Here is a 22,912-nt window from a genome sequence, read left to right on the forward strand (position 1 = left end):
TAGCCGTGTGTGCGACTCTCTTCGTGCGTCCATCTGGGGGGATGGATCGTAAATAGTCCAAACGAGGGGGGAATTCCTCATGACTGTTCAGCGCGACAACCTGGATGTGGCCGGGGCCGAGGCAGAGGTGGTCCAGGAAGCCGAGTCCGTGCTCGAGGGCACGCCGGTCGTGGAACCGGCTCCGGTTGAACCGGCGCCGCCGACCGAGGTGCCGCAGCCTCCGAAGAAGGAAGAAGACCCCGAAGTCACGCCGATGTGCTGCGGCGGTACGCCGGGCCAGCCGTTGATCGGGCGGTTCGACGTCGTGCACGAGCCCGGCTGCGAACGCTACCGGGCCTCGTAGTCACCGAGCGTGTGCTGTCCGCCAACCAGGCCTCTGCCTGGTTGGCGGACAGCGGCGCTCGACCGGGTGTGGTGTGATGATCACATGCCTGCTCGTGCTCTGGAAAGAGCGCGCGAGTTGTACCAGAGAGGGTGGGCCGAGCAAGCGAGGTTCCGCTTCCCATCGGCCATCCGGCTTCTCAAGCGTGCTCTCGTGCACGCCGATCACGCGGACGACACTCCGGAGCGCACGGAGGTACGTACGCGGATCCTCTATACCCTTGGACTGTGCGTTGGCGAGACGAGCGGCATGGCCGCTGCGGTCGAGGTCTTCGACGAGGCGCGCACGACGATCGCCGGACACCCTGATCCCAGGGTTCGCGCGCTGCTGAGCGGGAGCACTGACAGCAACCAGGGTCTGATGGTCATGCGTATGGGTCAGCCAGACCGGGCCGTCGAGTGGTTCAGCCGGCACATCCAGGTCGCGGAGCAGGAGATGGAGGGGTCCCCGGACGAGCGGCTGGTGCTCGGCATGGTGATGTCGCTCATGAACCGGGGATTTGCCTACGCTGCGGTCCGCAGGCGCGAACCGGCGATCGCGGACCTGGAACGGTCGATTGCTCTCACCCGCAAGCACAGTCAGCACCAGATGTACCCGTTCGCCGTGCATGCGCTGGGCAATGTGCACAAGCAGAGCGGAGAACTCGCGGAGGCGTTGCGGCGCTACGAGGAGGCCGAACGCATCTTTCGCGCGGACGACCAACCCGGTCTGCTCGCGCGGCTGCAACTGGACCAGGCCGAGGCCATGCTCATGATCGGACTGTCCGATGAGGCCGGTAAGCACCTCGACGAGGCACTTCCGGTCATGCGCAAGGAGAAGTTCGGCCAGGAGATCGCCGAGGTCGAGATGTTCCGCGCGTCGGCGGCGTTGCTGGACGGTCAGCTCGATCTCGCGCGCCGGATGGCGAAGCGGTCGGAACGCAAGCTCATCCGCCGGGGCAGCACCTGGTGGATGATGGCCGGCCTGATCGAGCTGTGGGCGCACGGCAGGCACGCCATGCGCACCAAGCGAATCTCGAGCGCTTTGGTGCAGAAGGCGTTGACGCTGTCCGCCGAGCTGGCCGCCAACCATCTCGTGGACGAGTCCCGGCTGGCACTGCTCCTCGCGGCCCGGCTGGAGATCCGCCGGGGGCGGCTGGCCGACGCCGAGGAGCTGCTGAGGAGGGTGCCGGGACCCCGTACGGTCACGCCGCTCGACCACCGCATGCAGCGTCGCCTCGTGCTGGCCGAACTGGCGCTGGCGAAGGGGAGCAAGCGTGCCGCGTTGACGCACGCGCGCAAGGCGTTGGACGAGCTCGGCCGGGTGCGTGATCAGCTCGGCGGGTTGGAGCTGGTGTCCGCCACCGCTGTGCACGGCCGGGAACTGAGCGAGCTCGCGATCAAGCTCGTGCTGGAGGACGCGGACGCGCGCAGGCTCTTCGCCTGGCTGGAACGCACGCGGGCGCAGACCTACCGGTACGAACCGCTGGAGTCGATCGAGGACAACGAGGTCGCCGAGCGGATCAGCGAGGTGCGCAACCTCAGCTGGGCCATCCTCCGGCACGGCCTGTCCGGCCAGCCGACCGCGGAGCTGCGGGGCAAGCTGGTGAAGGCGCAGCGCGAGGCCAACCGGCTCGGCTGGCACTCGCAGCGATGGGGCAAACCGCGGCCGGTCGCCGGTATCACCGAGGTGATTGCCGAGCTCGGGGAGAAGGCCCTGATCAGCTTCGTCGTGTCCGGCGGGGAGATGGCCGCTGTCGTCGTCGCGGGTGGCCGAGTCAGGCTCGTGCGGCTGGGTGCCGCGGCGGAAGCGCTGGAAAGCGCCCAGAAGCTCCACTTCGACCTCAACGCCCTCGCTCCCGACCACCTGCCCGCGCCACTCGTGCAGGTCATCGGCCTGTCCGCGCACAAGCAGGCCGATCGCCTCGACGAGTTGCTGATCAAGCCGCTCGCGCACCTCATCGGGGACCGCGAGCTGGTCATGGTGCCGACAGGGGCCTTGTACGCGGTGCCGTGGGGTGTCCTGCCGAGCCTGCACGGCCGGCCGGTCGCCACCGCGCCCTCGGCCACCGCGTGGCTCGCCGCGGCTCAGGCGGGCAAGGCGTCCACGGACCGGGTGCTGGTCGTGCGCGGACCTGGGCTGCTCTTCGCCCATGGTGAGGTCGAGCGCCTGGCGACCCACCACAACAAGGCCACGGTCCTTTCCGACGACACCGCGACAGCGGCCGAGGTTCTCGCCCACCTGGATGGGGCCGACCTCGTGCACGTCGCGGCCCACGGTGAGCACGAGAACGAGAACGCGTTGTTCTCGCGGCTCGAACTCGTCGACGGGCCGCTGTTCGCCCACGAACTCGGGCGACTCCGAACGCCACCCGCGCACGTCGTGCTGGCGGCCTGCTCGCTGGCCCTCAACCGCATCAGGCCTGGTGACGAGGCCCTCGGCTTCGCCGGCGCGATGCTGGCGGGCGGCACCAGGACCGTGGTCGCCGCCGCCAGCAAGGTCGGCGACGAGGCCAGTGCCGCGGCCATGGCCGACTACCACCGGGCGCTGGTGGCCGGGGCCGCGCCCGCGGTGGCGCTGGCCGAGGCGATGGCGAAGGACCCGTTCCGCCGGCCGTTCCTCTGTCTGGGGTCCGGCTAGGCCGATCGAGTGGTTGTCTTGCCCAAAGCGGTGTGAAGGTGCTGGTCAGCGGTGACTTCTGACCTGGCCGTGAACGTGATTGGTGAACTTCTCTCACCTCTGTGCCATCGTGGTCTGGACCGAGGGGATGCAACGGCCCGCCTATCGGCTCTAGTCGATGAGCGGGCCGTTGTGCGAGAAACGTCCACATGCGCAGAACTCTGCTCGCTGTTCTCCTGGCCGCCGCCGCGGTGATAGCGGCACCCGCAACCGGAACAGCGCAACCGTCGAGTCCAGACCGAGAGCCGGGCAATGGGCCTGAGCGCAACGAAGTCGCCACCCTGGACGACGCTTTCCAGGCGAAGCAGTCAGTCCTGGCTCAGGGGGAGAACCAGGCCGACAGACACCAGGGCTACCCGCGCAGGACGAAGCTGCGGACGTACCCGGAGAACGCGGCCGACAAGTCCATCAAGCTCGGTCTCGCGCCGTACCACTCGCTCGCGCCGAAGCTGAACGCGTTGCAGCAGAAGAGCAACAGGATCTCGGTCGAGGTCGTCGGCCAGTCAGGACTCGGCCGCGACCTCTACCTGGTCACGCTGACCGCGCCCGAGAGCGCGACGGAGACCCGGATCCAGGAACGGTTCCGCGCCGCCATCGAGGAGGGGCGCAATGTCCCGGCGGGACTGTACAAGGCGCCGATCTGGATCAACAACAACATCCACGGTGACGAGTGGGAGGGCACCGACGGCGCGTTGCGCGTCATCGAGCATCTCGCCACGAACAACGACAAGGAAACCAGGAACCTGTTGCAGCGCAGCAGGGTCTACTTCAACCTCACGGCGAACCCGGACGGCCGCGTCGCCGGCACGCGGGCGAACAGCGCGGGTTTCGACCTCAACCGCGACTTCGTCACGAGCTCCCAGCCGGAGAACCGGGTGATGCAGGACATCGTCGAGCGCACCCAGCCGTTGATGATGGTGGACCAGCACGGGTACGTGGCGAACACGCTGATCGAGCCGACCACGCCGCCGCACGGGCAGAACTACGACTTCGACCTGTACATCAAGCACGGCTACGAGAACGGCCTGTTGATGGAGAAGGCCGTGCAGGCGCTGGGGCATCCCGAGGCGGCGAAGCCCGAGATCCCGTTCCGCGACTACCCGGTCGGCGAGTGGGACGGCTGGGCGCCGATCTACACCGCGCAGTACTCGATGTACCACGGCGCCGTCTCGTACACGATCGAGATCCCGATGCGGGTCAACCGCGGCGACTACGACACGCTGCCGGCGGCCGAGCTGCAGCGGCGTTCGGAGATCAACACCGATGTCGTCGAGGCCACCATCAAGACCACGCTCGACTACGTGGACGACAACCGGCGCAGCCTGATCGCCAACCAGACGGAGATGTTCCGCCGTGGTGCCGCCGGTGAGGCCCAGCGGTTCATCCCGGACGGGTTCGTGCCCGGTTTCGGGCCAGAAGACCGCTTCCGCACGGAGTTCCCGCGCGCCTACGTGATCACGAACGACCGGTCCGCGCCCGCCACGGCCCGTCTGGTCGACCAGCTCGTCCGGCACGACGTCCGCGTCGAACGAGCGGAAAGGGCGTTCACGCTCGGCGGTAAGCGTTACCCGGCCGGGTCGTACGTCGTGGACATGCATCAGCCCAAACGCGGCCTCGCGAACGTGATGCTGGAGCAGGGCAGCGACATCTCCGACAAGGCTCCGGTCATGTACGACATCTCCGGCTGGAGCCACCGCCTGCTGTGGGGCGCGTCGGTCGACGTCTACCGGAGTGGACAGTTCCGGTTCGACGGCAAGCCCGTCACCGCGGCCTCGCCGACCGGTGACGTCGGCGCGTCGCCGGGTGCCGACCTGGCTCTCACGCTGACCGACCAGAAGGACGTCAGCGCCGTCAACGACCTGCTGGGCCGGGGTCTCGAGCTGCGCCGCCAGGACGACGGCACGGTCGTCGTCCCCGCGAAGGACAGGGCCGCCGCGCAGGAGGTCGCCGACCGCTACGGCGTGCGCTTCACCACCGCCAAGGGCGGCGGCGTCGCGTTGCAGCGCAAGGTGGTCGCGGCCGCGGTCTCCGCCGACGAGCTGCAGGTGCTGCGCGAGTCCGGGTTCGACGTCCGGACGATCTCCACGGCCGTGCTGAACGCGGGCTTCGACTGGTCGCGGATCGACGCGCTGTACGTGGGAGCGGGCCTGAACTACGGCCAGCTCAACGCCACCGCGAAGGCCGGGCTCGACGAGTTCCTCAAGCGCGGGGGCGTCGTCACGCGCGGCGCGACGGGCAGCAGGTTCAACGTCGACGCCAAGCTCCTGCAGGCCACTCCGGTCGCCGGCTGGGAGGACGCCAACGGCGTGGTGAACGTCGTCAACGGCACCGGTCCCGTCGGCACCAACGCGTTGCCGCACTCGTTCGTCTACGGACCGCAGTGGTTCACGAACCTCGGCACCGGCGTGACGGTCGAACAGCGCTACGGCAGCACGGTGATCGCCGCGGGCCACTGGCACGCACGCGACAACGGCACGGGCGGCCAGGACGCTGCCGCGGGCCAGGCGGCGGTCGTCTCCGGCACGGCGGCGAACGGCGCTCGCGTGGTTCTCTTTGGCACGGAACCGATGTTCCGCAACCACCCGAAGGGCCTCTACGCCCAGGTAGCGCGCGCTCTCTTCTGGACCAGCACCCGCTAGCCACCCTGCTTCAAGTAACGCGGGGGCCCTGCGTTTCCCAGAAGGAAACGCAGGGCCCCCGCGTGCCGGGAAGTCAGCGGCCGGGCGGCAGGAAGCCGTGGGCGGACAGGTCGAACCAGTTGCCCTCGGGATCGATGGCGCGGTACTCGGCGAACGGGCGGTCGCCGCCGCGCAGGGCGGGGCGTGGGTCGAGCGAGTCGAGATAGGGCTCGACCGAGTCGACCTGGAACCCGAAGTGGTTGAAGCCGGCCGGCACGTCACCGTCGAGCCGTTGCTGGATCAGTGCCAGGTTGATGTACCCGTCGGTGACGAAGTGGCTGCCGTCCGGGTCGGTGTGGAAGAGCTCCATCCCGAACCTGGACGTGTAGAAGCCGGCCATCTCCTTGGCGTCCCGCACGACGAACGCGATGTGCCGCAACCGGGGCCTGCTCATGACTTTCCTTTCGGGATCATGTTGTGGAACGCGGCGATCTCCCACCCGTCCGCACGGTGCACGACGACGGCCTGCGCGTGGGTGGTGATGCCCGCCGGGGCGATGGAGGACGTGACGTGCACGACCGAGATCTCGGAGGTCAGCGGCCTGATCAGGCTGATCTCCGCGCTGAGCTTGGTGTCGCGGTACGGGCCGGCGAAGAGCTGGGAATGCCCGAGCGCCACGGCCCGCCGCCCCAACAGCTCCTCGCCGCGCACGGTCACGAAGTCGACGTCCTCGGCGAAGACGGCGGCGAACGCGTCGCCGTCGCCGGCGGCCCAGCCCTGTTCCATGCGCTGCCAGAGCGCGTAGATCTGTTCGGTCATGTGTGGTTCATCCTCAACGGCAGGCGCAGGCACTCGGCGTCCCACGCGGCGAGCGAGTAGTAGAGGCCGCCATGGCGGCGTTCGAGGTAACAGACGACGTTCACGGGCCACCCGCTGTTGCGGAACATGTGCTCGTCCATCGGCGTCGGGCTGTCGCTCAACGGCCGGTCGCGCTCGCATTCCGGACCGAGCCGGTGCCAGTCCGGGTGCAGGTGGATCGAGCCGAGCACGTCCAGACCGGCGGCCTCGGCCCTGCGCGTGATCGTGAGCAGGTCGGCGGGGTCGAGCCACCACGCCCGCACCGGGTTCTCGTACGCCGTGCCGAACCGCGGCACGATCGTGGACGAGAACTCCTCCCGCGCCGCCGGGTCCGTCAGGCGCGCGTTGCGGCCGAACGCCACCTCCCGCACCACGGCCTCCGAGCCCGCGGCGAGACCGAGCAGCACCGCGAAACACGGTCTCGGTTCATCCTCGGTGATGAACGAGTATTCGGCGGACGCGGCCTCCAGGAACGTTTTCACTGCGCGATCCGAAAACAGCACCGCGTCGGTGCGCGCCGGGCGCTCGGCCAATTCCATCACGCCGCCGAACGTATCGAGACCAAGTCGTCTCACGCGAGATTCCGAAGGGTATTGGCCCTATTACATTGAGCGATAACATCAGGCGTATGCGTCTCGAAGTGCGACACCTCGAACTGGTCGTGGCGATCGCCGACTGCGGCAGCCTGCGCAAGGCCGCCGCGCGCCTGCACCTCACCCAGCCCGCGGTGACGACGCAGCTCAAACGCATCGAGGACCACTTGGGCGGCGTCTTGTTCCTGCGCACGGCCGAGGGCGTCAAGCTCACCCCGACCGGTCAGGATTTCGTGCAGGAGGCGCGGTCGATGCTCACCCAGCTGGTCACGCTGGAACGCGTAACGCGCCGTAACACGCAATCCGCCGGCGCTCCCACCAGGCTCGCCGGAATTCCCGCTCACCACTTCGGACTACTCGTCGGCGCGCTGAAGGACAACGTCACCAGTCGCACCATCAAGGAAACCGCCACGCTCACCGCGTTGCTCACGACCGGCGAACTCGACGTCGCTGTCATGCGTCAATTTCCCGGTACTCCGCTCACCCTCCCGCCGAACGTCGGCCACCGCCTGCTCACCCGCGAACCGCTGTTCGTCGGCGTGCCCGAGCACCACCCGCACGCGAAGGAGCCCGAGATCCGGCTCGAAGCGCTCGCCGGCGACAAGTGGGTCATGCCCGAACCGGACGACAGCGGCATGAACACCCACTTCGCCCGCGAGTGCGCGGCGGCCGGGTTCGAGCAGCGGATCGCGCACTTCAGCAGTGAGGCGCACGTCGCACTGGCGTTGATCAGGGAGTCCGGCGCGGTGTGCCCGCTCTACCCGGTCGGCGGGACCCCGTCCGGCATCGCGCGACTGCCGGTCACCGGGAACCCGCTGGTGCGCGAGGTCGTGCTGGCCTGGCGCACGGACGCGCCGGTCGCGGACCGGATCGACGACCTGTGCGAGCAGGTCGCCGCCGGATACCTCAAGCTCGTCGAGGAGAGCGAGGTCTACGCGCGGTGGTGGCGGGACGGAGGAGAGGAGTTCGCTCTCAGTCCTTGGAGCCGCCGCCGTTGTCCGGGCGCACGATGATGACGACCCGGTCGTCCGACGACACGGGCTGGCCCGCGGGCTTGTTGACCGTGCCGACCAGCGACGCCGACTCGTTCAGCATCTCCATCGGCCCCAGCAGGCCGAAACCGTCCTCGTGCATCGAGGGGACCGGTTTGCCGGTGAACGCGCCGTCGGCGTTCATCGACAACGACTGCTGGCCAGGAGTCTTGGAGGTCGCCACGATCATCAGGTCCGAGTACGACGAGCAGCCCATGACGCCGGGCCGGTCCGGCCAGCTCCACGCCGCCTCGCTGAGCTTGCCCGGCACGACGCGGTAGAGCACGTCGGCGTTCGCGGCCCAGTCCGTCACCCAGATCTTCGACGTGTCCGCCGAGACGCACAGGCCGCCGGGCAGCCTCAGCCCGGACGAGACGACGGCGGAACCCGCCGTCGGGTTGCCCTGGGCGGGCTGACCGGAGCCGTCGATGCGCAGCACCTTGCCCGCGAGGGAGTTCGGGTCGGCGGCCAGCGCGGGGTTGCCGGCGTCACCGGTCGCGACCAGGATCGCGCCCTTGCGGTCGCTCGCCAGCACACCGCGGTTGCCGGACGGACCCTTCGGGATGCCGGTGAGGATCGGCTTGGGCGTGTCACCCGGCGCGATCCGCAGCACCCGGTTGTCCGTCGCGGTCGTGACGTAGACGTACGCGAGCTGGTCCTCGGCGAACGTCGCCGACAGCGCGAGCCCGGTCAGCCCGCCGTCGGTCGACGTGTCGACCTCCAGCTGGGCGATCACGACCGGGTCGACGTCCTTGGTGACCTTGACCAAACGCCCGCCGCGTTCGGTCGCGTACGCCGCGACCCCGCCCTTGGCGTCCGCGCCGATCGGCGCGACGCCGGTGACGGTGCTCAGGCACGTGCCGATGACGGCGGGGTGGTAGTCCTTGCAGCCCTGCGGCGGCGGCACGCTCTGCGGCGTCTGCCCCCGGCCCTGCTCGCCCGGCGCGGGGCGGTACTCGCCCGGCAGCTCCGGCTTCGGGCCCGCCTGCGGGGTCAGCTGTGGTTGCGCGCTCCACTGCGTCGGCGCCGGCTCGTCGGGAAAGCTCGCGCAGCCCCCTGCCAGCAGGCAGACGGCGGTCAGCAACGCAACGGAACGAACCACGGCTCCCAGGCTAGGTGCGCGGCCGTGAACCCGAAGTGAATGCCTCGGAAGTGGCGAAGTCGACCGAGCTCACGCGGTCGAGCAGCAGGTCGAGCTCGGCGCTGACGACCTCGGGCGCCTCGAGCGGCAGGTAGTGGCTGCACGGCAGCACCCTCAGCCGCGCCTGGGGCAGCGCGCCGACGGGTCCCGACATGCTCTCCGTGGTCGCCAGGACGTCGTCACGACCGGCCAGCAGTGTGACCGGGCACACGATCGAGCCGAGGTTCTGCCGCGGTGTCGCCCCCAGCGCGAGCGCCAGCGTGAAGTACCAGCGCCAGTCATGCTGCAGGAACCGGCTCACCGCGCTGGTGACGGCCTTCGGGTCGCTGGACGGCTTGATCACGCCGCTGTGCCGCAACAGGAACGTCGTCGCGTCGGTCACCGGGATCCGGTGCAGCACCTTGTCCAGCACGGGACCGGCCTGCCGCAGCAGCTTCGTGCCGGTCAGCCCGACGAACCGGCGCACGTTCCTGGGCACCAACGGCAGCATGGCGTCGAACGAGTCGCCCGGCGCACCCGCGACGAGCAGCAGGCCGGCCACGCGTTCCGGATGACGCAATGCCAGCTCGGCCGCGATCGTGACGCCCATCGACCAGCCCATCACGACGCAGCGCTCGATGCCCGCGTCGTCGAGCACGGCGATCGCGTCGGACACGTGGTCGTCCAGCGAGACGTTGCGCTCGTCGACCGGCCGGTCCGAGCCCATCGTGCCGCGCATGTACCAGCTGAGCAGCCCGCCGCGACCGGTCAGCGACGGCCACGACTCGGGCCCGGAACCCACGCCGGGGCACAGCAGCACGGGTGTGCCCTCACCCGGCGCCTGCCAGGTTCGGATCTTCGTGCCGTCCCAGGAGATGACGTCGTGCTCCCGCATGGCCGACATTCTGACGTACTTTGCACTGGTGACGCTCATCGTGCTCGTGCCAGATGATTTCGGAGTTCAAGCGCTGTCCCAGGTGGACGGTGTCCAGCCGGTCCGTTATGCGCCGGGCGAGCCGCTGCCCGCCGAGGCGGCGGACGCCGAGGTCCTGATCCCGAGGTTCCTCGCCGGCACCGACCCGCGCGAGGTGTTCGCGCAGCTGCCGAACCTCAAGCTCGTGCAGTTGCTCAGCGCGGGCGCGGAGAACTTCATCGGCAAGGTGCCCGAAGGTGTGATGCTTTCCACGGGCCGTGGCGCACACGGTGGCAGCACCGCGGAGTGGGCCATCGGCGCGTTGCTCGCGATATACCGAGACTTCTTCGTCTTCGAACGCGCCCGCGCGGAAGGCCGCTGGGACTACCACCTCACCGACACGTTGCAGGACAAGAAGGTCCTGATCGTCGGTGCCGGCGACCTCGGCGAACAGCTGAAGCGCCGCCTGGAACCGTTCGACGCCACCGCCGTGCTCGTCGGCCGCACCGCCCGGGACGGCGTGCACGGCCAGGACGAGCTGCCGGCGTTGCTCCCGGAGTTCGACGCGGTCGTCGTCTTCACACCGATGACCGAGGAGACCCGCCACCTCGTCGACGCCAAGTTCCTGGCCGCGATGAAGGACAACGCGATCCTGGTCAACGGCGCTCGCGGCCCGGTCGTGGACACCGATGCGCTGCTCGCCGAACTGAGTTCCGGGCGGCTGCGCGCGGCCCTGGACGTGACCGATCCCGAACCGCTGCCGGCGGATCATCCACTGTGGACCGCACCGGGGTTGCTGCTGACCCCGCACGTGGCCGGGTCCTGCACCGGGCATGCGCAGCGGGCGTACGCGATCGCGGCCGCGGAGATCTCCAGGTATGCCGCAGGGGAGCGTCCACGCAATCTTGTGAACGGAACTTACTAGGAAACGGCTAGTCCATCCGGGTGAACCTGGGCTGCCGTTCGGCTCTCGCGCGCCCGCACGTGTGCCCCTAGCGTGCGGGCGTGGCTACTCACGACAAAGGCTCGACCACATCGAGCGCTTTCTCCGACGACTCGTTCTACTCGAGCAGCGGAGGGGGAGTGCACCACTTCGACGACGGCGCGACCAGAGTCGGCTCGGACGCCGTCTCGCCGTTCGACTCGACGACGAACTCGTTCGACACGACGGCCTACACGCCGCTGGACAAGTCCACTGTGGACGCGCCAGCCGACGACCTGTTCGACGACGACCGCAAGAAGTTCGGCTGGACGGCCGGCCCCGACATCGGCCTGCTCGGGCTGCGCGCGGTGCTGGGCGGCATCTTCGTGCTGCACGGCCTGCAGAAGGTCTTCGGCCTGTTCGGCGGCCCCGGTATCAACGGTTTCGCGCAGTCGCTGGAGAAGATGGGCTACCGCGAGTCCGTGGTCCTCGCCTGGGTCACCGGCATCACCGAACTCGCGGGCGGCGCGTTGCTTGTGCTCGGCCTCTTCACGCCGCTGGCCGCTGCGGGCCTGCTCGCGGTGATGGCCAACGTCATCGCGTTGCAGTACAAGGGCGGCTTCTTCGGTCCCAACGGCGTGGAGCTGGAGCTGGCACTCGCGGGCATGGCGTTCGCGGCGCTGTTCGCCGGACCCGGCCGGGCCGCGCTCGACTACAACCGCAGCTGGTTCCGCCACCCGCTGGCAGCCGGTTTCATCGCACTGGTGATCGGAATCGGTGGCGCGGCGGTGACCTTCTTCGTCTTCCGGTAAGAACTGCCGGATGCGGAAGAACCTGACGGGAGCGCTGCTCCAGCTCGCACTACTGGTGATCGGGATCCCGGTCGTCTACCTGGTGGCGTTCCCGCTCGGCCTTGCCGCGAAGTCCCTGCTACCGCCGGTCGGCCTGCTCGCGGGTCTGATTGTCGCCGGAATCATGGTCAGAAGAACGGACCAGCCCGTCAGCGGTCCGCTGACGGGCTGGCTCGTGTTCGGCGCCGCTATGGCACTCGCATTCGCTCTTTAGAGGTCCGGGTTGCGCACGGCACCGGTCGACGCGTCCGTCGCCATCCGCGCGTATGCCCGCAGCGCCGCCGTCACCGGACGGATGCGGTCCACCGGCTGCCACGGCCGCTCCGAGGCTTCCATCTTGGCGCGGCGCTCGGCCAGCACCTCGTCGTCCACCAGCAGCTCCAGGCGCCGCTCGTGCACGTCGATCAGGATCCGGTCGCCGTTCTCGACGAGCCCGATCGTGCCGCCGCCCGCCGCCTCCGGCGAGATGTGGCCGATCGACAGGCCCGACGAACCGCCGGAGAACCGGCCGTCCGTGATCAGCGCGCACTTCTTGCCGAGGCCCGAGCCCTTGAGGAACGCGGTCGGGTGCAGCATCTCCTGCATGCCGGGGCCGCCTGACGGGCCCTCGTAGCGCACGACCAGGACCTCGCCCGCCTGGATCTCCTTGTTCAGGATCGCCGAGACGGCCTGCTCCTGGGACTCGACGACGCGCGCCGGGCCCTCGAAGTGCCACAGTTCCTCGTCGATGCCCGCGGCCTTGATGATCGCGCCGCGCTCGGCCAGGTTGCCGCGCAGCACGGCCAGACCGCCGTCGCGCGTGTAAGCGTGCTCGAAGTCGCGGATGCAACCGCCGGCCGCGTCGGTGTCCAAAGAGGACCAGCGGTTCGACGTCGAGAAGGCCTCGGTCGTCCGCACACCACCGGGAGCGGCGTGGAACAGCTCCAGAGCCTCCGCGGACGGGTTCTCCGCCCGGATGTCCCACTTGCCGAGCCACTCGGCCATGGTCGGCGTGTGCACCGACGTCACGTCGTCGTTCAGCAGCCCGGCGCGGTAGAGCTCGCCCAGCAGCGCCGGGATTCCGCCGGCCCGGTGCACGTCCTCCATGTGGTAGTCGGAGTTCGGCGACACCTTCGAGAGGCACGGCACGCGGCGGGACAGGTCGTCGATGTCCTGCAGCGTGAAGTCGATCTCGCCCTCCTGCGCGGCGGCGAGGATGTGCAGCACGGTGTTCGTCGAGCCGCCCATGGCCATGTCGAGCGCCATCGCGTTCTCGAACGCCTTGCGGTTCGCGATCGAGCGCGGCAGCGCCGACTCGTCGTCCTCGCCGTACCAGCGCTTGCACAGCTCCACGACCACGCGGCCGGCCTCGGAGAACAGCTCGCGGCGCGCGGCGTGCGTGGCCAGCGTCGAGCCGTTGCCCGGCAGCGACAGGCCCAGCGCCTCCGTCAGGCAGTTCATCGAGTTCGCGGTGAACATGCCGGAGCAGGAGCCGCACGTCGGGCACGCGGAGCGCTCGACCTCGGAGAGCCCGTCGTCGCTCACCGCGGGAGAAGCCGAGGCGGAGATGGCGGTGATCAGGTCGGTCGGCGCGACGGCGACACCCTCGACGACGACGGCCTTGCCGGCCTCCATCGGACCGCCGGACACGAACACGACGGGGATGTTGAGCCGCATCGCCGCGTTGAGCATGCCGGGGGTGATCTTGTCGCAGTTCGAGATGCAGACGATCGCGTCGGCCTGGTGCGCGTTGACCATGTACTCGACGGAGTCGGCGATGATCTCGCGGCTGGGCAGCGAGTAGAGCATCCCGCTGTGGCCCATGGCGATGCCGTCGTCGACCGCGATGGTGTGGAACTCGCGTGCGACGCCGCCCGCCTCGCGCACGGCCTCGGCCACGATGTCGCCGAGATCGCGCAGGTGCACGTGGCCGGGCACGAACTGCGTGTAGGAGTTGGCGATCGCGATGATGGGCTTGCCGAAGTCGCTGTCGGTCATGCCGGTCGCGCGCCAGAGGGCGCGGGCACCCGCTGCGTTGCGGCCGTGGGTGGTGGTGCGAGAGCGGAGCTGAGGCACTGCTCCTCCAGATTCAGTTCAAGAAAAAACGCGCGGGACGCGGGGGTGAGGCGTCCACCAGTCTGGGAGCGGTGCCTCAAAGGTTACTTGTGCGCAGACTCGCCGAGACCAGCAGATAGGCCAGAACGAGCGTGATCACGTGCACAACGGTGCACCACAGGCAGATCTTGCCGATGATGAGGATCTCGGCCGCTACCAGGTAAACGACCATGAGAACGCCGACCCCGACCGCGGCGAGACGCACCCATTTCAGGGCGTCGATCCGCCACGCGAACGGGAGGCAGATCACGGTCAGGAACGCGAAGAAGGCCAGTCCGAGGAACGCGACGGGGATACCGAACAGCTCCGACTGCTCGCTCGTGGTCACGGTCTCGCAGTCGATGACGGCGTCCGCCGAACACAGCAGCGCGTTCGCGTCAAAGTGCGTGTACGTCAGATAAGCCGAGGTCAGCAGGCCTGCGATGGACAGCAGCAGGCTCAGCAGCGGAACTCGTTCGATCACTTCTCCGACTCTACGACCTCGTCCGCGGCTTCTTTCTCGGACTCCTCCTCGACGGGCTCTTCCTCGACGGGCTCTTCCTCGACGGGTTCTTCCTTGACCGTGGGATCGGGCACGCGGCCACCGCTGACGAGTGACAGCGCCGGCAGGTGCATGAACCGCACCGCGGGCAGCGTCACCTCGGAGTCGTCGTCCTTCACCGCCTTGAGCCAGCCCTTGTGGGCCAGCCGGATCGACTTCACCTCGGACCACTTGAGCGTGGTCGTGCCGAACACGCCGCGGGCGACGAGCTCGTCCTCGGTGACGGTCGTGCGGTTGCGGATCACCCAGTACGCGTAGGCGAGCGGGAGGACGTAGAGCGCTTGCAGTCCCGGAGCGAGCCACGCCACAGGGGTGACGCAGATGGCGATCAGACCCGCTGCGAGCAGGGCCGTTGCCGGGATGCGAAAGACCAGCTTCTTCACTCGAAGGATTGTTCCACGTCCACGATCCGGGAATTCCGTCCCGCAGAGTTGACGCCCTCTTGCCAGAGGCGATAACGTCCCGGCCATGCAGCGCACGCTCGTTCTCGTACTTCTCAGGCGCGTCGACGCCTGAGCCGAACAGCCTGCGTCGACGCGCGACCCTCGCACGACCCATCTTCGGGTTGTCGAGGGTTTTTTCGTGTCCGGACCCCGATACCCACGAGGCAATGATGACCAGCGCACCATCGCGACAGGCTCCCGAGCCCACGTCGCCACGTCCAGGTCCGCGGCCCAAACCGGCCCCGCCGACGGGCGCACCGATTCGTGTAACCGGTGCTCAGTCGCTCGTCCGGTCGCTCGAGGCGGTCGGCTGCGAAGTGGTCTTCGGCATTCCCGGCGGGACGATCCTTCCCGCGTACGACCCGCTGCTGGACTCCACGAAGGTCCGGCACATCCTCGTCCGCCACGAGCAGGGCGCAGGGCACGCGGCGACCGGATACGCGCAGGCCACCGGCAAGGTCGGGGTCTGCATGGCGACCTCGGGACCGGGGGCGACCAACCTCGTCACCCCGCTCGCGGACGCGAACATGGACTCCGTGCCCGTCGTCGCGATCACCGGCCAGCAGTCGCGGCCGCTGATCGGCACGGACGCCTTCCAGGAGGCGGACATCTGCGGCATCACGATGCCGATCACCAAGCACAACGTCCTCGTGACCGACGCCGCGGAGATCCCGCGGGCGATCGCGGAGGCGTTCCACATCGCGTCGACCGGCCGACCCGGCCCCGTCCTCGTCGACATCCCCAAGGACGTGCTGCAGGAGCAGACCAGCTTCTCGTGGCCGCCCGAGCTGCGCCTGCCCGGTTACCGGCCGACGACCCGGCCGCACGGCAAGCAGGTCCGCGAAGCCGCCAAGCTGATCGTCAGCGCCCGCAAGCCCGTCCTGTACGTGGGCGGCGGCGTCATCAAGGCGGACGCGCACGCCGAGCTGCTGCGCCTGGCCGAGGACACCGGCATCCCGGTCGTCACCACGCTGATGGCGCGCGGCGCGTTCCCCGACTCGCACGAGCAGCACCTGGGCATGCCCGGCATGCACGGCACCGTCGCGGCCGTCGCGGCGATGCAGAAGTCGGACCTGCTGATCGCGCTGGGCGCCCGGTTCGACGACCGAGTGACCGGTCAGCTGAACTCCTTCGCGCCGGACGCGCAGATCATCCACGCCGACATCGACCCGGCCGAGATCTCCAAGAACCGCCGCGCGGACGTCCCGATCGTGGGCGACTGCAAGGAGATCATCACCGAGCTGATCGACGCCGTCCGCACCGAGCGCGAGACGGCCAAGGCCGTCGACCTCACGCCGTGGTGGGACACGCTGAAGTCGCTGCGCGAGACGTTCCCGCTGGGTTACGACTGGCCGGAGGACGGCACCCTGTCGCCGCAGTACGTCATCGAACGGATCGGCGCGATGTCGCCGGCCGACACGATCTACACCGCGGGCGTCGGCCAGCACCAGATGTGGGCCGCGCAGTTCGTGAAGTACGAGCACCCGCGCACGTGGATCAACTCCGGCGGTCTCGGCACGATGGGCTTCGCCGTCCCCGCCGCGATGGGCATCAAGGCCGGTGAACCCGACCGCACGGTGTGGGCCATCGACGGCGACGGCTGCTTCCAGATGACCAACCAGGAGCTCGCCACCTGCGCCATCGAGGGCCTGCCGGTGAAGATCGCCGTGATCAACAACGGCAACCTGGGCATGGTCCGGCAGTGGCAGACGCTGTTCTACGGCGAGCGGTACTCCAACACGGATCTGGGGACGCACAAGCACCGCATCCCAGACTTCAAGCTCCTGGCGGAAGCCCTCGGCTGTGCGGGCCTGCGCGCCGAGTCGCGCGAGGAGGTGGACGAGGTGATCGCGAAGGCGCTGGAGATCAACGACCGGCCGGTCGTGGTCGACTTCGTCGTCGGCAAGGACGCCCAGGTGTGGCCGATGGTCGCGGCGGGCACCGGCAACTCCGAGATCATGGCCGCCCGCGGCATCCGCCCCCTGTTCGATGAGGACCTGTGATGACCAGGCACACGCTGAGCGTTTTGGTCGAGGACAAGCCCGGTGTGCTCGCACGCGTCGCCGGCCTGTTCTCCCGCCGCGGCTTCAACATCGAGTCGCTCGCGGTCGGCCGCACGGAGTACCCCGACATCTCGCGCATGACCATCGTGGTGTCGGTCGACGAGCTGCCGCTGGAGCAGGTGACGAAGCAGCTCAACAAACTCATCAACGTCATCAAGATCGTCGAGCTGGAGCCGGCCGCTTCGGTTCAGCGGCAGCTGGTGCTGATCAAGGTTCGCGCGGACGCGACGGTGCGGTCGCAGGTCCTCGAAACCGTTCAGCTCTTCCGCGCGAAGGTCGTCGACGTGTCGCCGGAGGCGGTCACGATCGAGGCCACCGGCACGTCTGAAAAACTCGACGCGCTGCTGCGCATGCTGGAGCCCTACGGGCTTCGCGAAATCGTCCAGTCCGGCATGGTCGCCATCGGCCGTGGCGCTCGTTCCATCACCGCCACCGCGGTTCGATAAATCCAGAAAGTAGGGAATTACAGTGAGCGTCGAGATCTTCTACGACGACGATGCCGACCTGAGCATCATCCAGGGCCGCAAGGTGGCCGTGATCGGCTACGGCAGCCAGGGCCACGCCCACGCGCTGTCCCTGCGCGACTCCGGCGTCGAGGTCCGCATCGGTCTGCAGGAAGGCTCCAAGTCCCGCGCCAAGGCCGAGGAAGAGGGCCTGGAGGTCGGCACGCCGGCTGAGGTCTCCGCGTGGGCTGACGTGATCATGATCCTGGCGCCCGACACCGCGCAGCGCCACATCTACGCGAACGAGATCGCCGCGAACCTCAAGGAAGGCGACGCGATCTTCTTCGGCCACGGCTTCAACATCCGCTACGGCCTCATCACCGCGCCGTCCGGCGTGGACGTCGCCATGGTCGCCCCGAAGGGCCCCGGCCACCTGGTGCGCCGCCAGTTCGTCGACGGCAAGGGCGTTCCGGCGCTCATCGCGGTCGAGCAGGACGCCTCCGGCAACGCGCAGGCCCTCGCCCTGTCCTACGCCAAGGGCATCGGCGGCACGCGCGCCGGCGTCATCAAGACGACGTTCAAGGAAGAGACCGAGACGGACCTCTTCGGCGAGCAGGCCGTCCTGTGCGGTGGCGCGTCCGCGCTCGTCCAGGCGGGCTTCGAGGTGCTGACCGAGGCGGGCTACGCCCCCGAGGTCGCGTACTTCGAGTGCCTGCACGAGCTCAAGCTGATCGTCGACCTCATGTACGAGGGCGGCATCGCCCGCATGCGCTACTCGATCTCCGACACCGCCGAGTTCGGTGACCTGACCCGCGGCCCGCGCGTCATCACCCCCGCGGTCAAGGAGGAGATGAAGAAGATCCTGGGCGAGATCCAGGACGGCACCTTCGCGAACGAGTGGGTGGCCGAGGACGACAACGGCCGCGCGAACTACAAGAAGTTGCAGCAGGAGGGTGAGAACCACCCGATCGAGGCAACCGGCAAGAAGCTGCGCGACATGATGTCGTGGGTGGACCGGCCGATCACCGAGACCGCCTGAGTCTTTTCGGCGAAAGGGAGGCCCGTGGAGCGTGTGTGACGCTCCGCGGGCCTTTCCGCTTTTCGAAGTCGATCATCCGCTAGCTTCTGGGGCATGACCGACAGCGCGCCGATCTACGACGACAAGGCCCACGTGCGCGGCAAGCTCGACCTCCGCAACGCGGAGTGGAAGCGCCCGCCGGAGCCGGAACCGGAAGACGGCCACGTGGAGATCGCCTTCATCGAGCACACGGACGGCGCCACGTACGTCGCCATGCGCAACTCCAAGCAGCTCAAACCCGTCCTGACCTTCACGATGGCCGAGTGGGACGCGTTCGTGCTGGGCGCCAAGGACGGCGAGTTCGACGAGCCCTGGTAGGCAGGGGCCTAGGCGCGCCGGGCCCAGGTTCGTTCGAGGTACCGCATGAGCGCCGGATAGACGATCGCGTAGCGGAACGGCTTGATGAAAGCCATGTATGCCTTGCCGATGGCACCGCGCGGCTTGACGTAGACGGTCATCTGCGCCTGGTACCGGCCGTCACCCTGGTCCACCCAGGCCAGGTGCATCACGCCGTACATCGTCCGGTTCGAGATCTCGTCGGCGAACTCGGTGGCGGTGAGGTACAGCGGCCGGAACGGCTTTTCCTTGAGGCGGGAGTCCGTCGCCGTGCCGCGGAGCTCCTCCGGCAGGCGCTCGGTCAGCGACCGCTCGCCGGTTCCGGGGACGGGCGGCCAGGCGCCGGCCTCGTCCGCCGACGTCGAGACGCGGCCGAGTCCGAACAGGCGGCCGAGCAGGTCGCGAACCTCCCACAGCAGCCGCACCGGCAGCGGCGCGGACGCGGGGAAGTCCATGAAACTCATGAGATCGATGACGGCCGGAAAGTCGTCCGGCCCACCCTCGATGGGCAGCGCCCAGACGTCCTCGGCGTCGAAGTCGTGGACGATGTCGGCGATGACCCACCGCTGGGTTTTCAGCACGTCGTTGGGAACTCTCATTTGCCTTGCGCTCCTTTTGCGCTGAGAAAGCGGATCGGGCGGATGAGGGCGCGGTAGAACGGCCGGACCAGCCGTCCGGCGATGCGCCCGTGGCGTTCCTCGTGCCAGACGCGCGCCCGCAGGTGCCCTTCGAGAAGCCGGTCGATAACGCCCGTTCCGAGCCGGTGCGTCGGCAGCGCCGTACACACTTCGACGACGCACAGGTGCTTGATGCTCATGTAGCCGTACTGCGCCGGGCTGACCAGCCGGATCGGAGCACCGTGGTCGCCGTCGAGAGGGCGTCCGTTCAGCCGTTGGGCCAGCAGAACGTCGCCGGCGAGCGCGTCCTCCATCTCGACCACGGAGACGGCTCCGTCCAGACCCTCGAACACCAGGTGCGTGACGGTGACCCCGGGTTCCAGCACGGGTTCGACGAACCGGCGGTAGAAGTCGGCGAACCGCACGCCCTCCCAGCGCAGGTCGCTCGCGGTCCACCCGGCGACGCAGTGGAAGTCGGCCACGATCTCGTTGCGCGGCAGCTCGGACAGGTCCGCCAACCGCACCTCGGAGGGTCCGCTCACCGCGCCGTTGATCGTGATCAAGGGGTCGTCCGGCACGGGCGGTGGCGGCTGGTGCAGATGCGTCCCGAACCGCGGGAATCCGTCGATGCGACGTTGTCCGGGCGGCAGCGTCCTCTGCGCGGGTGGATGTGTCCTCACCGTTTACCCCCTTCACCGACCGACGGTCGGTCACCGACTGACGGTCAGTCTTTAAGATGGTCCGGTGACTGTCAAGCGGCTACGGGAACGGCAGGCGGAGGCCACGCGCGCGCTTCTGGTCACGATCGCGCGGGAGCTGTTCGTCGAGCAGGGCTTCGCGGCGACCGCGATCGACGAGATCGTGCAGAGGGCCGGCCTTGCGAAGGGCGCGCTCTACCACCACTTCGGAGGAAAGGACGCGCTGTTCAAGGCGGTCTTCGAGGTCGTGCTGGACGAGACCGCCGAGGCCGTTCTGTCCGCGGCGGTGGCGGAGGACGATCCGTGGGACGCGGTGCGGGCGGGTCTGTCCGCGTTCCTCGACGCCTGCCTGCGGCCGGACTTCCGGCGGATCGTGATCATCGACAGCGTGGCGGTGATGGCCGCCAACTCGTGGGAGGGCGGCATGGAGGGCATCGAGCTCCCGATGTTGCGTGTCGTGCTGACCCCGCTGGTGGCCAGCGGCGCCCTGCCGGGTGTCACGGTCGACCCGTTGGCACACGTCGCGCTGGGAGGCCTCTACGGCTCAGCCCTGTACATCGCCAAAGCCGCCGATCCGCAGGCTGCTCGTGCCGAGGCCGAGGTGGTCATCGACGTCGTCCTTCGCGGCGTTCGAGCCGTTGCCACGGGGTAGCCGGAAAGGTCCGTCCCAACGCCTGGGCGTCACACTGGCGAGTGAACGGCACGTCCAGCGCCACCCGTCCCATGGTGCAGGACGCGGACGGTGACCTGAGCCACCCGGCGGAATGCGCGCGCAAGACCCCTGACTATGCTCGTTAACAGTCCGGACACATTGCGGTGCCCGGTCGGCGCGGGCCAGCCGCCCCCGACCACGCCCGCGCCCCACGATCCGACCCTTCCTGGGAGCGATGTCCGTGAGCAACACGAGCCGACCCGTTGTCCTCATCGCCGAGAAGCTCGCGCCGTCCGTGCTGGACGCTCTCGGCGACGGCGTCGAAGTGCGCCACGTGGACGGCACCGACCGACCGGCCCTCCTCTCCGCCGTCGCGGACGCGGACGCGCTGCTCGTGCGGTCCGCCACCCAGGTGAACGCCGAGGTCTTCGCGGCCACCCGCAAGCTCAAGGTCGTGGCCCGCGCGGGTGTCGGCCTGGACAACGTCGAGGTTCCGGCCGCCACGCAGAACGGCGTGATGGTCGTCAACGCGCCGACGTCCAACATCGTCAGCGCCGCCGAGCACGCCGTCGCGCTGCTGCTGAGCGTCGCGCGCCAGATCCCGGCCGCGCACGAGACGCTGCAGAACCACGAGTGGAAGCGCTCCAAGTTCAACGGCGTCGAGATCAACGGCAAGACGGTCGGCGTGGTCGGCCTCGGCAAGATCGGCCAGCTGTTCGCGCAGCGCATCGCCGCGTTCGGCGTCGAGCTCATCGCGTACGACCCGTACGTGTCCGCCGCGCGCGCCGCCCAGCTCGGCATCGAGCTCGTCAGCCTCGAAGAGCTGCTCGAGCGCGCCGACGCCATCTCCATCCACCTGCCGAAGACGCCGGAGACCAAGGGTCTCATCGGCGCGGAGCAGCTGGCCAAGGCCAAGCGCGGCGTCATCATCGTCAACGCCGCCCGCGGTGGCCTCATCGACGAGCAGGCTCTCGCCGATGCCGTGAAGGAGGGCCAGGTCGGCGGCGCCGGCATCGACGTCTTCTCGACCGAGCCCACCACCGAGAGCCCGCTGTTCAACGTGCCGGGCATCGTCGTCACGCCGCACCTCGGCGCGTCCACGGCCGAGGCGCAGGACCGCGCGGGCACCGACGTCGCGAAGAGCACCATCCTCGCGCTCGCCGGCGAGTTCGTGCCGGACGCCGTCAACGTCCAGGGCGGCGCGGTCGGCGAGGAGGTCCGCCCGTACCTGCCGCTGGTGCAGAAGCTCGGCACCGTCCTCAGTGCACTGTCGCCGAAGGCCCCGACCAGCGTCACCGTCGAGGTCCGCGGCGAACTGTCCAATGAGGACGTCGCGATCCTCCCGCTCGCCGCTCTGCGCGGGGTGTTCTCCAAGGTCGTCGAGTCGCAGGTGACGTTCGTGAACGCGCCGAGCCTCGCCGCCGACCTCGGCGTCAGCGTCGAGCTCGTCAAGGAGACCGAGAGCCCGAACCACCGCAGCCTCGTCACGGTCAAGGCCGTGCACGCGGACGGCACGACCAACAGCGTCTCCGGCACCGTCAGCGGCATCGCGCAGGTCGAGAAGCTGGTGAACATCAACGGCCGCAACTTCGACCTGAGGGCCGAAGGCACCGTGCTGCTGCTGGAGTACCCGGACCGTCCGGGCGTCATGGGCACGGTCGGCACGCTGCTCGGCGAGGCCGGCGTGAACATCGAGGCCGCGCAGATCAGCCAGACCGGCAGCGACGCGGTCATGGTGCTGCGCGTGGACCGCCCGGTCGACACCCAGGTGCTCGACCCGATCGGCGCTGCCGTGGGCGCGCGCACGGTGCGGAGTGTCGACTTCGGATAGTCACGACAAACCGGGAAGGGGACGCAAAGTCCCCTTCCCGGGTCTATCGCTGTTCACAACGAAGTCGTAACAGGCAACTTTCCGTAGACAACATTCATACTTTCGGGGCAGTCGCAGAGACACGATCAGCGATTAGCGTCCCCACGAGGTTGACCCGGTGCCGTAGAGGG

The 22,912-nt window shown here is 68.8% G+C and carries 23 protein-coding genes; 13 read left to right on the forward strand and 10 right to left on the reverse strand.

Features of this window, described 5'->3' with window-relative positions; translation table 11 throughout:
• Window positions 1-79: 79 nt before the first annotated feature.
• The 3 genes from ACRSBM_RS03910 (at window position 80) to ACRSBM_RS03920 (ending at window position 5,679) form a co-directional block, all read left to right on the forward strand.
• Window positions 80-343, forward strand: coding sequence for a hypothetical protein (locus ACRSBM_RS03910; RefSeq protein ID WP_434439831.1), 264 nt, complete (start codon window positions 80-82; stop codon window positions 341-343).
• Between the two features lie 288 nt (window positions 344-631).
• On the forward strand, window positions 632-3,001 hold the full coding sequence (locus ACRSBM_RS03915; protein ID WP_434439833.1) for a CHAT domain-containing protein: 2,370 nt from the start codon (window positions 632-634) through the stop codon (window positions 2,999-3,001).
• 188 nt (window positions 3,002-3,189) lie between these two features.
• Entirely contained in the window at window positions 3,190-5,679 is a 2,490-nt protein-coding gene (locus tag ACRSBM_RS03920; protein ID WP_434439835.1) for a M14 family zinc carboxypeptidase, read from the forward strand.
• A gap of 73 nt (window positions 5,680-5,752) precedes the next feature.
• On the opposite strand, the gene ACRSBM_RS03925 is transcribed toward ACRSBM_RS03920, so the two are convergent.
• The 3 genes from ACRSBM_RS03925 to ACRSBM_RS03935 are packed head-to-tail and all read right to left on the reverse strand — an operon-like array spanning window position 5,753 to window position 6,998.
• Window positions 5,753-6,112 carry a VOC family protein gene (locus tag ACRSBM_RS03925; RefSeq protein WP_434439837.1) on the reverse strand — a complete coding sequence of 120 codons (360 nt, stop codon included), beginning with the start codon at window positions 6,110-6,112 and terminating at the stop codon, window positions 5,753-5,755.
• On the reverse strand, window positions 6,109-6,477 hold the full coding sequence (locus ACRSBM_RS03930; RefSeq protein WP_434439839.1) for an SgcJ/EcaC family oxidoreductase: 369 nt from the start codon (window positions 6,475-6,477) through the stop codon (window positions 6,109-6,111). The genes ACRSBM_RS03925 and ACRSBM_RS03930 overlap by 4 nt, the downstream gene beginning before the upstream one ends.
• Window positions 6,474-6,998, reverse strand: a complete 525-nt coding sequence (locus ACRSBM_RS03935; RefSeq protein ID WP_434439841.1) for a hypothetical protein — start codon at window positions 6,996-6,998, stop codon at window positions 6,474-6,476. Before ACRSBM_RS03935 ends, ACRSBM_RS03930 begins: the two co-directional genes overlap by 4 nt.
• Before the next feature lie 146 nt (window positions 6,999-7,144).
• Here ACRSBM_RS03935 and ACRSBM_RS03940 point away from each other — a divergent pair, with 146 nt between their 5' ends.
• Window positions 7,145-8,122, forward strand: a complete 978-nt coding sequence (locus ACRSBM_RS03940) for a LysR family transcriptional regulator (RefSeq protein WP_434439843.1) — start codon at window positions 7,145-7,147, stop codon at window positions 8,120-8,122.
• On the opposite strand, the gene ACRSBM_RS03945 is transcribed toward ACRSBM_RS03940, so the two are convergent.
• The gene (locus ACRSBM_RS03945) at window positions 8,082-9,242 is read right to left on the reverse strand and encodes a PQQ-dependent sugar dehydrogenase (RefSeq protein WP_434439845.1); all 1,161 of its coding nucleotides are present in this window, start codon (window positions 9,240-9,242) and stop codon (window positions 8,082-8,084) included. The genes ACRSBM_RS03940 and ACRSBM_RS03945 overlap by 41 nt on opposite strands.
• A gap of 10 nt (window positions 9,243-9,252) precedes the next feature.
• Complete coding sequence (locus tag ACRSBM_RS03950) at window positions 9,253-10,155, reverse strand: alpha/beta fold hydrolase (RefSeq protein WP_434439847.1); 903 nt, start codon at window positions 10,153-10,155, stop codon at window positions 9,253-9,255.
• Between ACRSBM_RS03950 and ACRSBM_RS03955 the strand changes: the two genes are divergently transcribed.
• From ACRSBM_RS03955 to ACRSBM_RS03965, 3 genes are all read left to right on the forward strand, one after another.
• On the forward strand, window positions 10,154-11,098 hold the full coding sequence (locus tag ACRSBM_RS03955; RefSeq protein ID WP_434439849.1) for a 2-hydroxyacid dehydrogenase: 945 nt from the start codon (window positions 10,154-10,156) through the stop codon (window positions 11,096-11,098). The genes ACRSBM_RS03950 and ACRSBM_RS03955 overlap by 2 nt on opposite strands.
• An 80-nt stretch (window positions 11,099-11,178) precedes the next feature.
• Entirely contained in the window at window positions 11,179-11,907 is a 729-nt protein-coding gene (locus tag ACRSBM_RS03960) for a DoxX family protein (RefSeq protein WP_434439851.1), read from the forward strand.
• A 10-nt stretch (window positions 11,908-11,917) separates the two neighbouring features.
• The gene (locus ACRSBM_RS03965) at window positions 11,918-12,160 is read left to right on the forward strand and encodes a hypothetical protein (protein WP_434439853.1); all 243 of its coding nucleotides are present in this window, start codon (window positions 11,918-11,920) and stop codon (window positions 12,158-12,160) included.
• Here the strand turns inward: ACRSBM_RS03965 and ilvD are convergent.
• From ilvD to ACRSBM_RS03980, 3 genes are all read right to left on the reverse strand, one after another.
• Window positions 12,157-14,001 carry a dihydroxy-acid dehydratase gene (ilvD, locus tag ACRSBM_RS03970; RefSeq protein ID WP_434439855.1) on the reverse strand — a complete coding sequence of 615 codons (1,845 nt, stop codon included), beginning with the start codon at window positions 13,999-14,001 and terminating at the stop codon, window positions 12,157-12,159. The two genes, ACRSBM_RS03965 and ilvD, sit on opposite strands and share 4 nt — an antisense overlap.
• A gap of 76 nt (window positions 14,002-14,077) precedes the next feature.
• Window positions 14,078-14,503 (reverse strand): vitamin K epoxide reductase family protein, encoded by a 426-nt coding sequence (locus ACRSBM_RS03975; RefSeq protein ID WP_434439857.1) that lies wholly within the window; start codon window positions 14,501-14,503, stop codon window positions 14,078-14,080.
• Window positions 14,500-14,964, reverse strand: coding sequence for a PH domain-containing protein (locus tag ACRSBM_RS03980; RefSeq protein WP_434439859.1), 465 nt, complete (start codon window positions 14,962-14,964; stop codon window positions 14,500-14,502). The genes ACRSBM_RS03975 and ACRSBM_RS03980 overlap by 4 nt, the downstream gene beginning before the upstream one ends.
• A gap of 230 nt (window positions 14,965-15,194) precedes the next feature.
• Between ACRSBM_RS03980 and ACRSBM_RS03985 the strand changes: the two genes are divergently transcribed.
• The 4 genes from ACRSBM_RS03985 to ACRSBM_RS04000 all read left to right on the forward strand — a co-directional run bounded on the left by ACRSBM_RS03985 (window position 15,195) and on the right by ACRSBM_RS04000 (window position 18,926).
• On the forward strand, window positions 15,195-17,027 hold the full coding sequence (locus ACRSBM_RS03985; protein ID WP_434439861.1) for an acetolactate synthase large subunit: 1,833 nt from the start codon (window positions 15,195-15,197) through the stop codon (window positions 17,025-17,027).
• A complete protein-coding gene (gene ilvN / locus ACRSBM_RS03990; protein ID WP_045310681.1) occupies window positions 17,027-17,533 on the forward strand; it encodes an acetolactate synthase small subunit in 507 nt (168 codons plus the stop codon). Before ACRSBM_RS03985 ends, ilvN begins: the two co-directional genes overlap by 1 nt.
• Before the next feature lie 22 nt (window positions 17,534-17,555).
• Window positions 17,556-18,569, forward strand: coding sequence for a ketol-acid reductoisomerase (gene ilvC / locus ACRSBM_RS03995; protein ID WP_086660705.1), 1,014 nt, complete (start codon window positions 17,556-17,558; stop codon window positions 18,567-18,569).
• 93 nt (window positions 18,570-18,662) lie between these two features.
• Window positions 18,663-18,926, forward strand: a complete 264-nt coding sequence (locus tag ACRSBM_RS04000; protein ID WP_434439865.1) for a DUF397 domain-containing protein — start codon at window positions 18,663-18,665, stop codon at window positions 18,924-18,926.
• A gap of 8 nt (window positions 18,927-18,934) precedes the next feature.
• Here the strand turns inward: ACRSBM_RS04000 and ACRSBM_RS04005 are convergent, their stop codons facing one another.
• A complete protein-coding gene (locus ACRSBM_RS04005) occupies window positions 18,935-19,543 on the reverse strand; it encodes a DUF2867 domain-containing protein (protein ID WP_434439867.1) in 609 nt (202 codons plus the stop codon).
• Window positions 19,540-20,241: a molybdopterin-dependent oxidoreductase gene (locus tag ACRSBM_RS04010; protein WP_434439869.1), complete on the reverse strand. Its 702-nt coding sequence runs from the start codon at window positions 20,239-20,241 to the stop codon at window positions 19,540-19,542. The genes ACRSBM_RS04005 and ACRSBM_RS04010 overlap by 4 nt, the downstream gene beginning before the upstream one ends.
• A 64-nt stretch (window positions 20,242-20,305) precedes the next feature.
• On the opposite strand from ACRSBM_RS04010, the gene ACRSBM_RS04015 reads away from it, so the two are divergent.
• Together ACRSBM_RS04015 and serA are read left to right on the forward strand one after the other, a co-directional pair.
• On the forward strand, window positions 20,306-20,911 hold the full coding sequence (locus ACRSBM_RS04015; RefSeq protein WP_434439871.1) for a TetR/AcrR family transcriptional regulator: 606 nt from the start codon (window positions 20,306-20,308) through the stop codon (window positions 20,909-20,911).
• 235 nt (window positions 20,912-21,146) lie between these two features.
• Entirely contained in the window at window positions 21,147-22,742 is a 1,596-nt protein-coding gene (gene serA, locus ACRSBM_RS04020; protein ID WP_434439873.1) for a phosphoglycerate dehydrogenase, read from the forward strand.
• The last annotated feature ends 170 nt before the right edge of the window (window positions 22,743-22,912 follow it).

Origin of the sequence: Lentzea xerophila (assembly GCF_051094245.1) — a bacterium.
GTDB classification, from domain to species: domain Bacteria; phylum Actinomycetota; class Actinomycetes; order Mycobacteriales; family Pseudonocardiaceae; genus Lentzea; species Lentzea xerophila.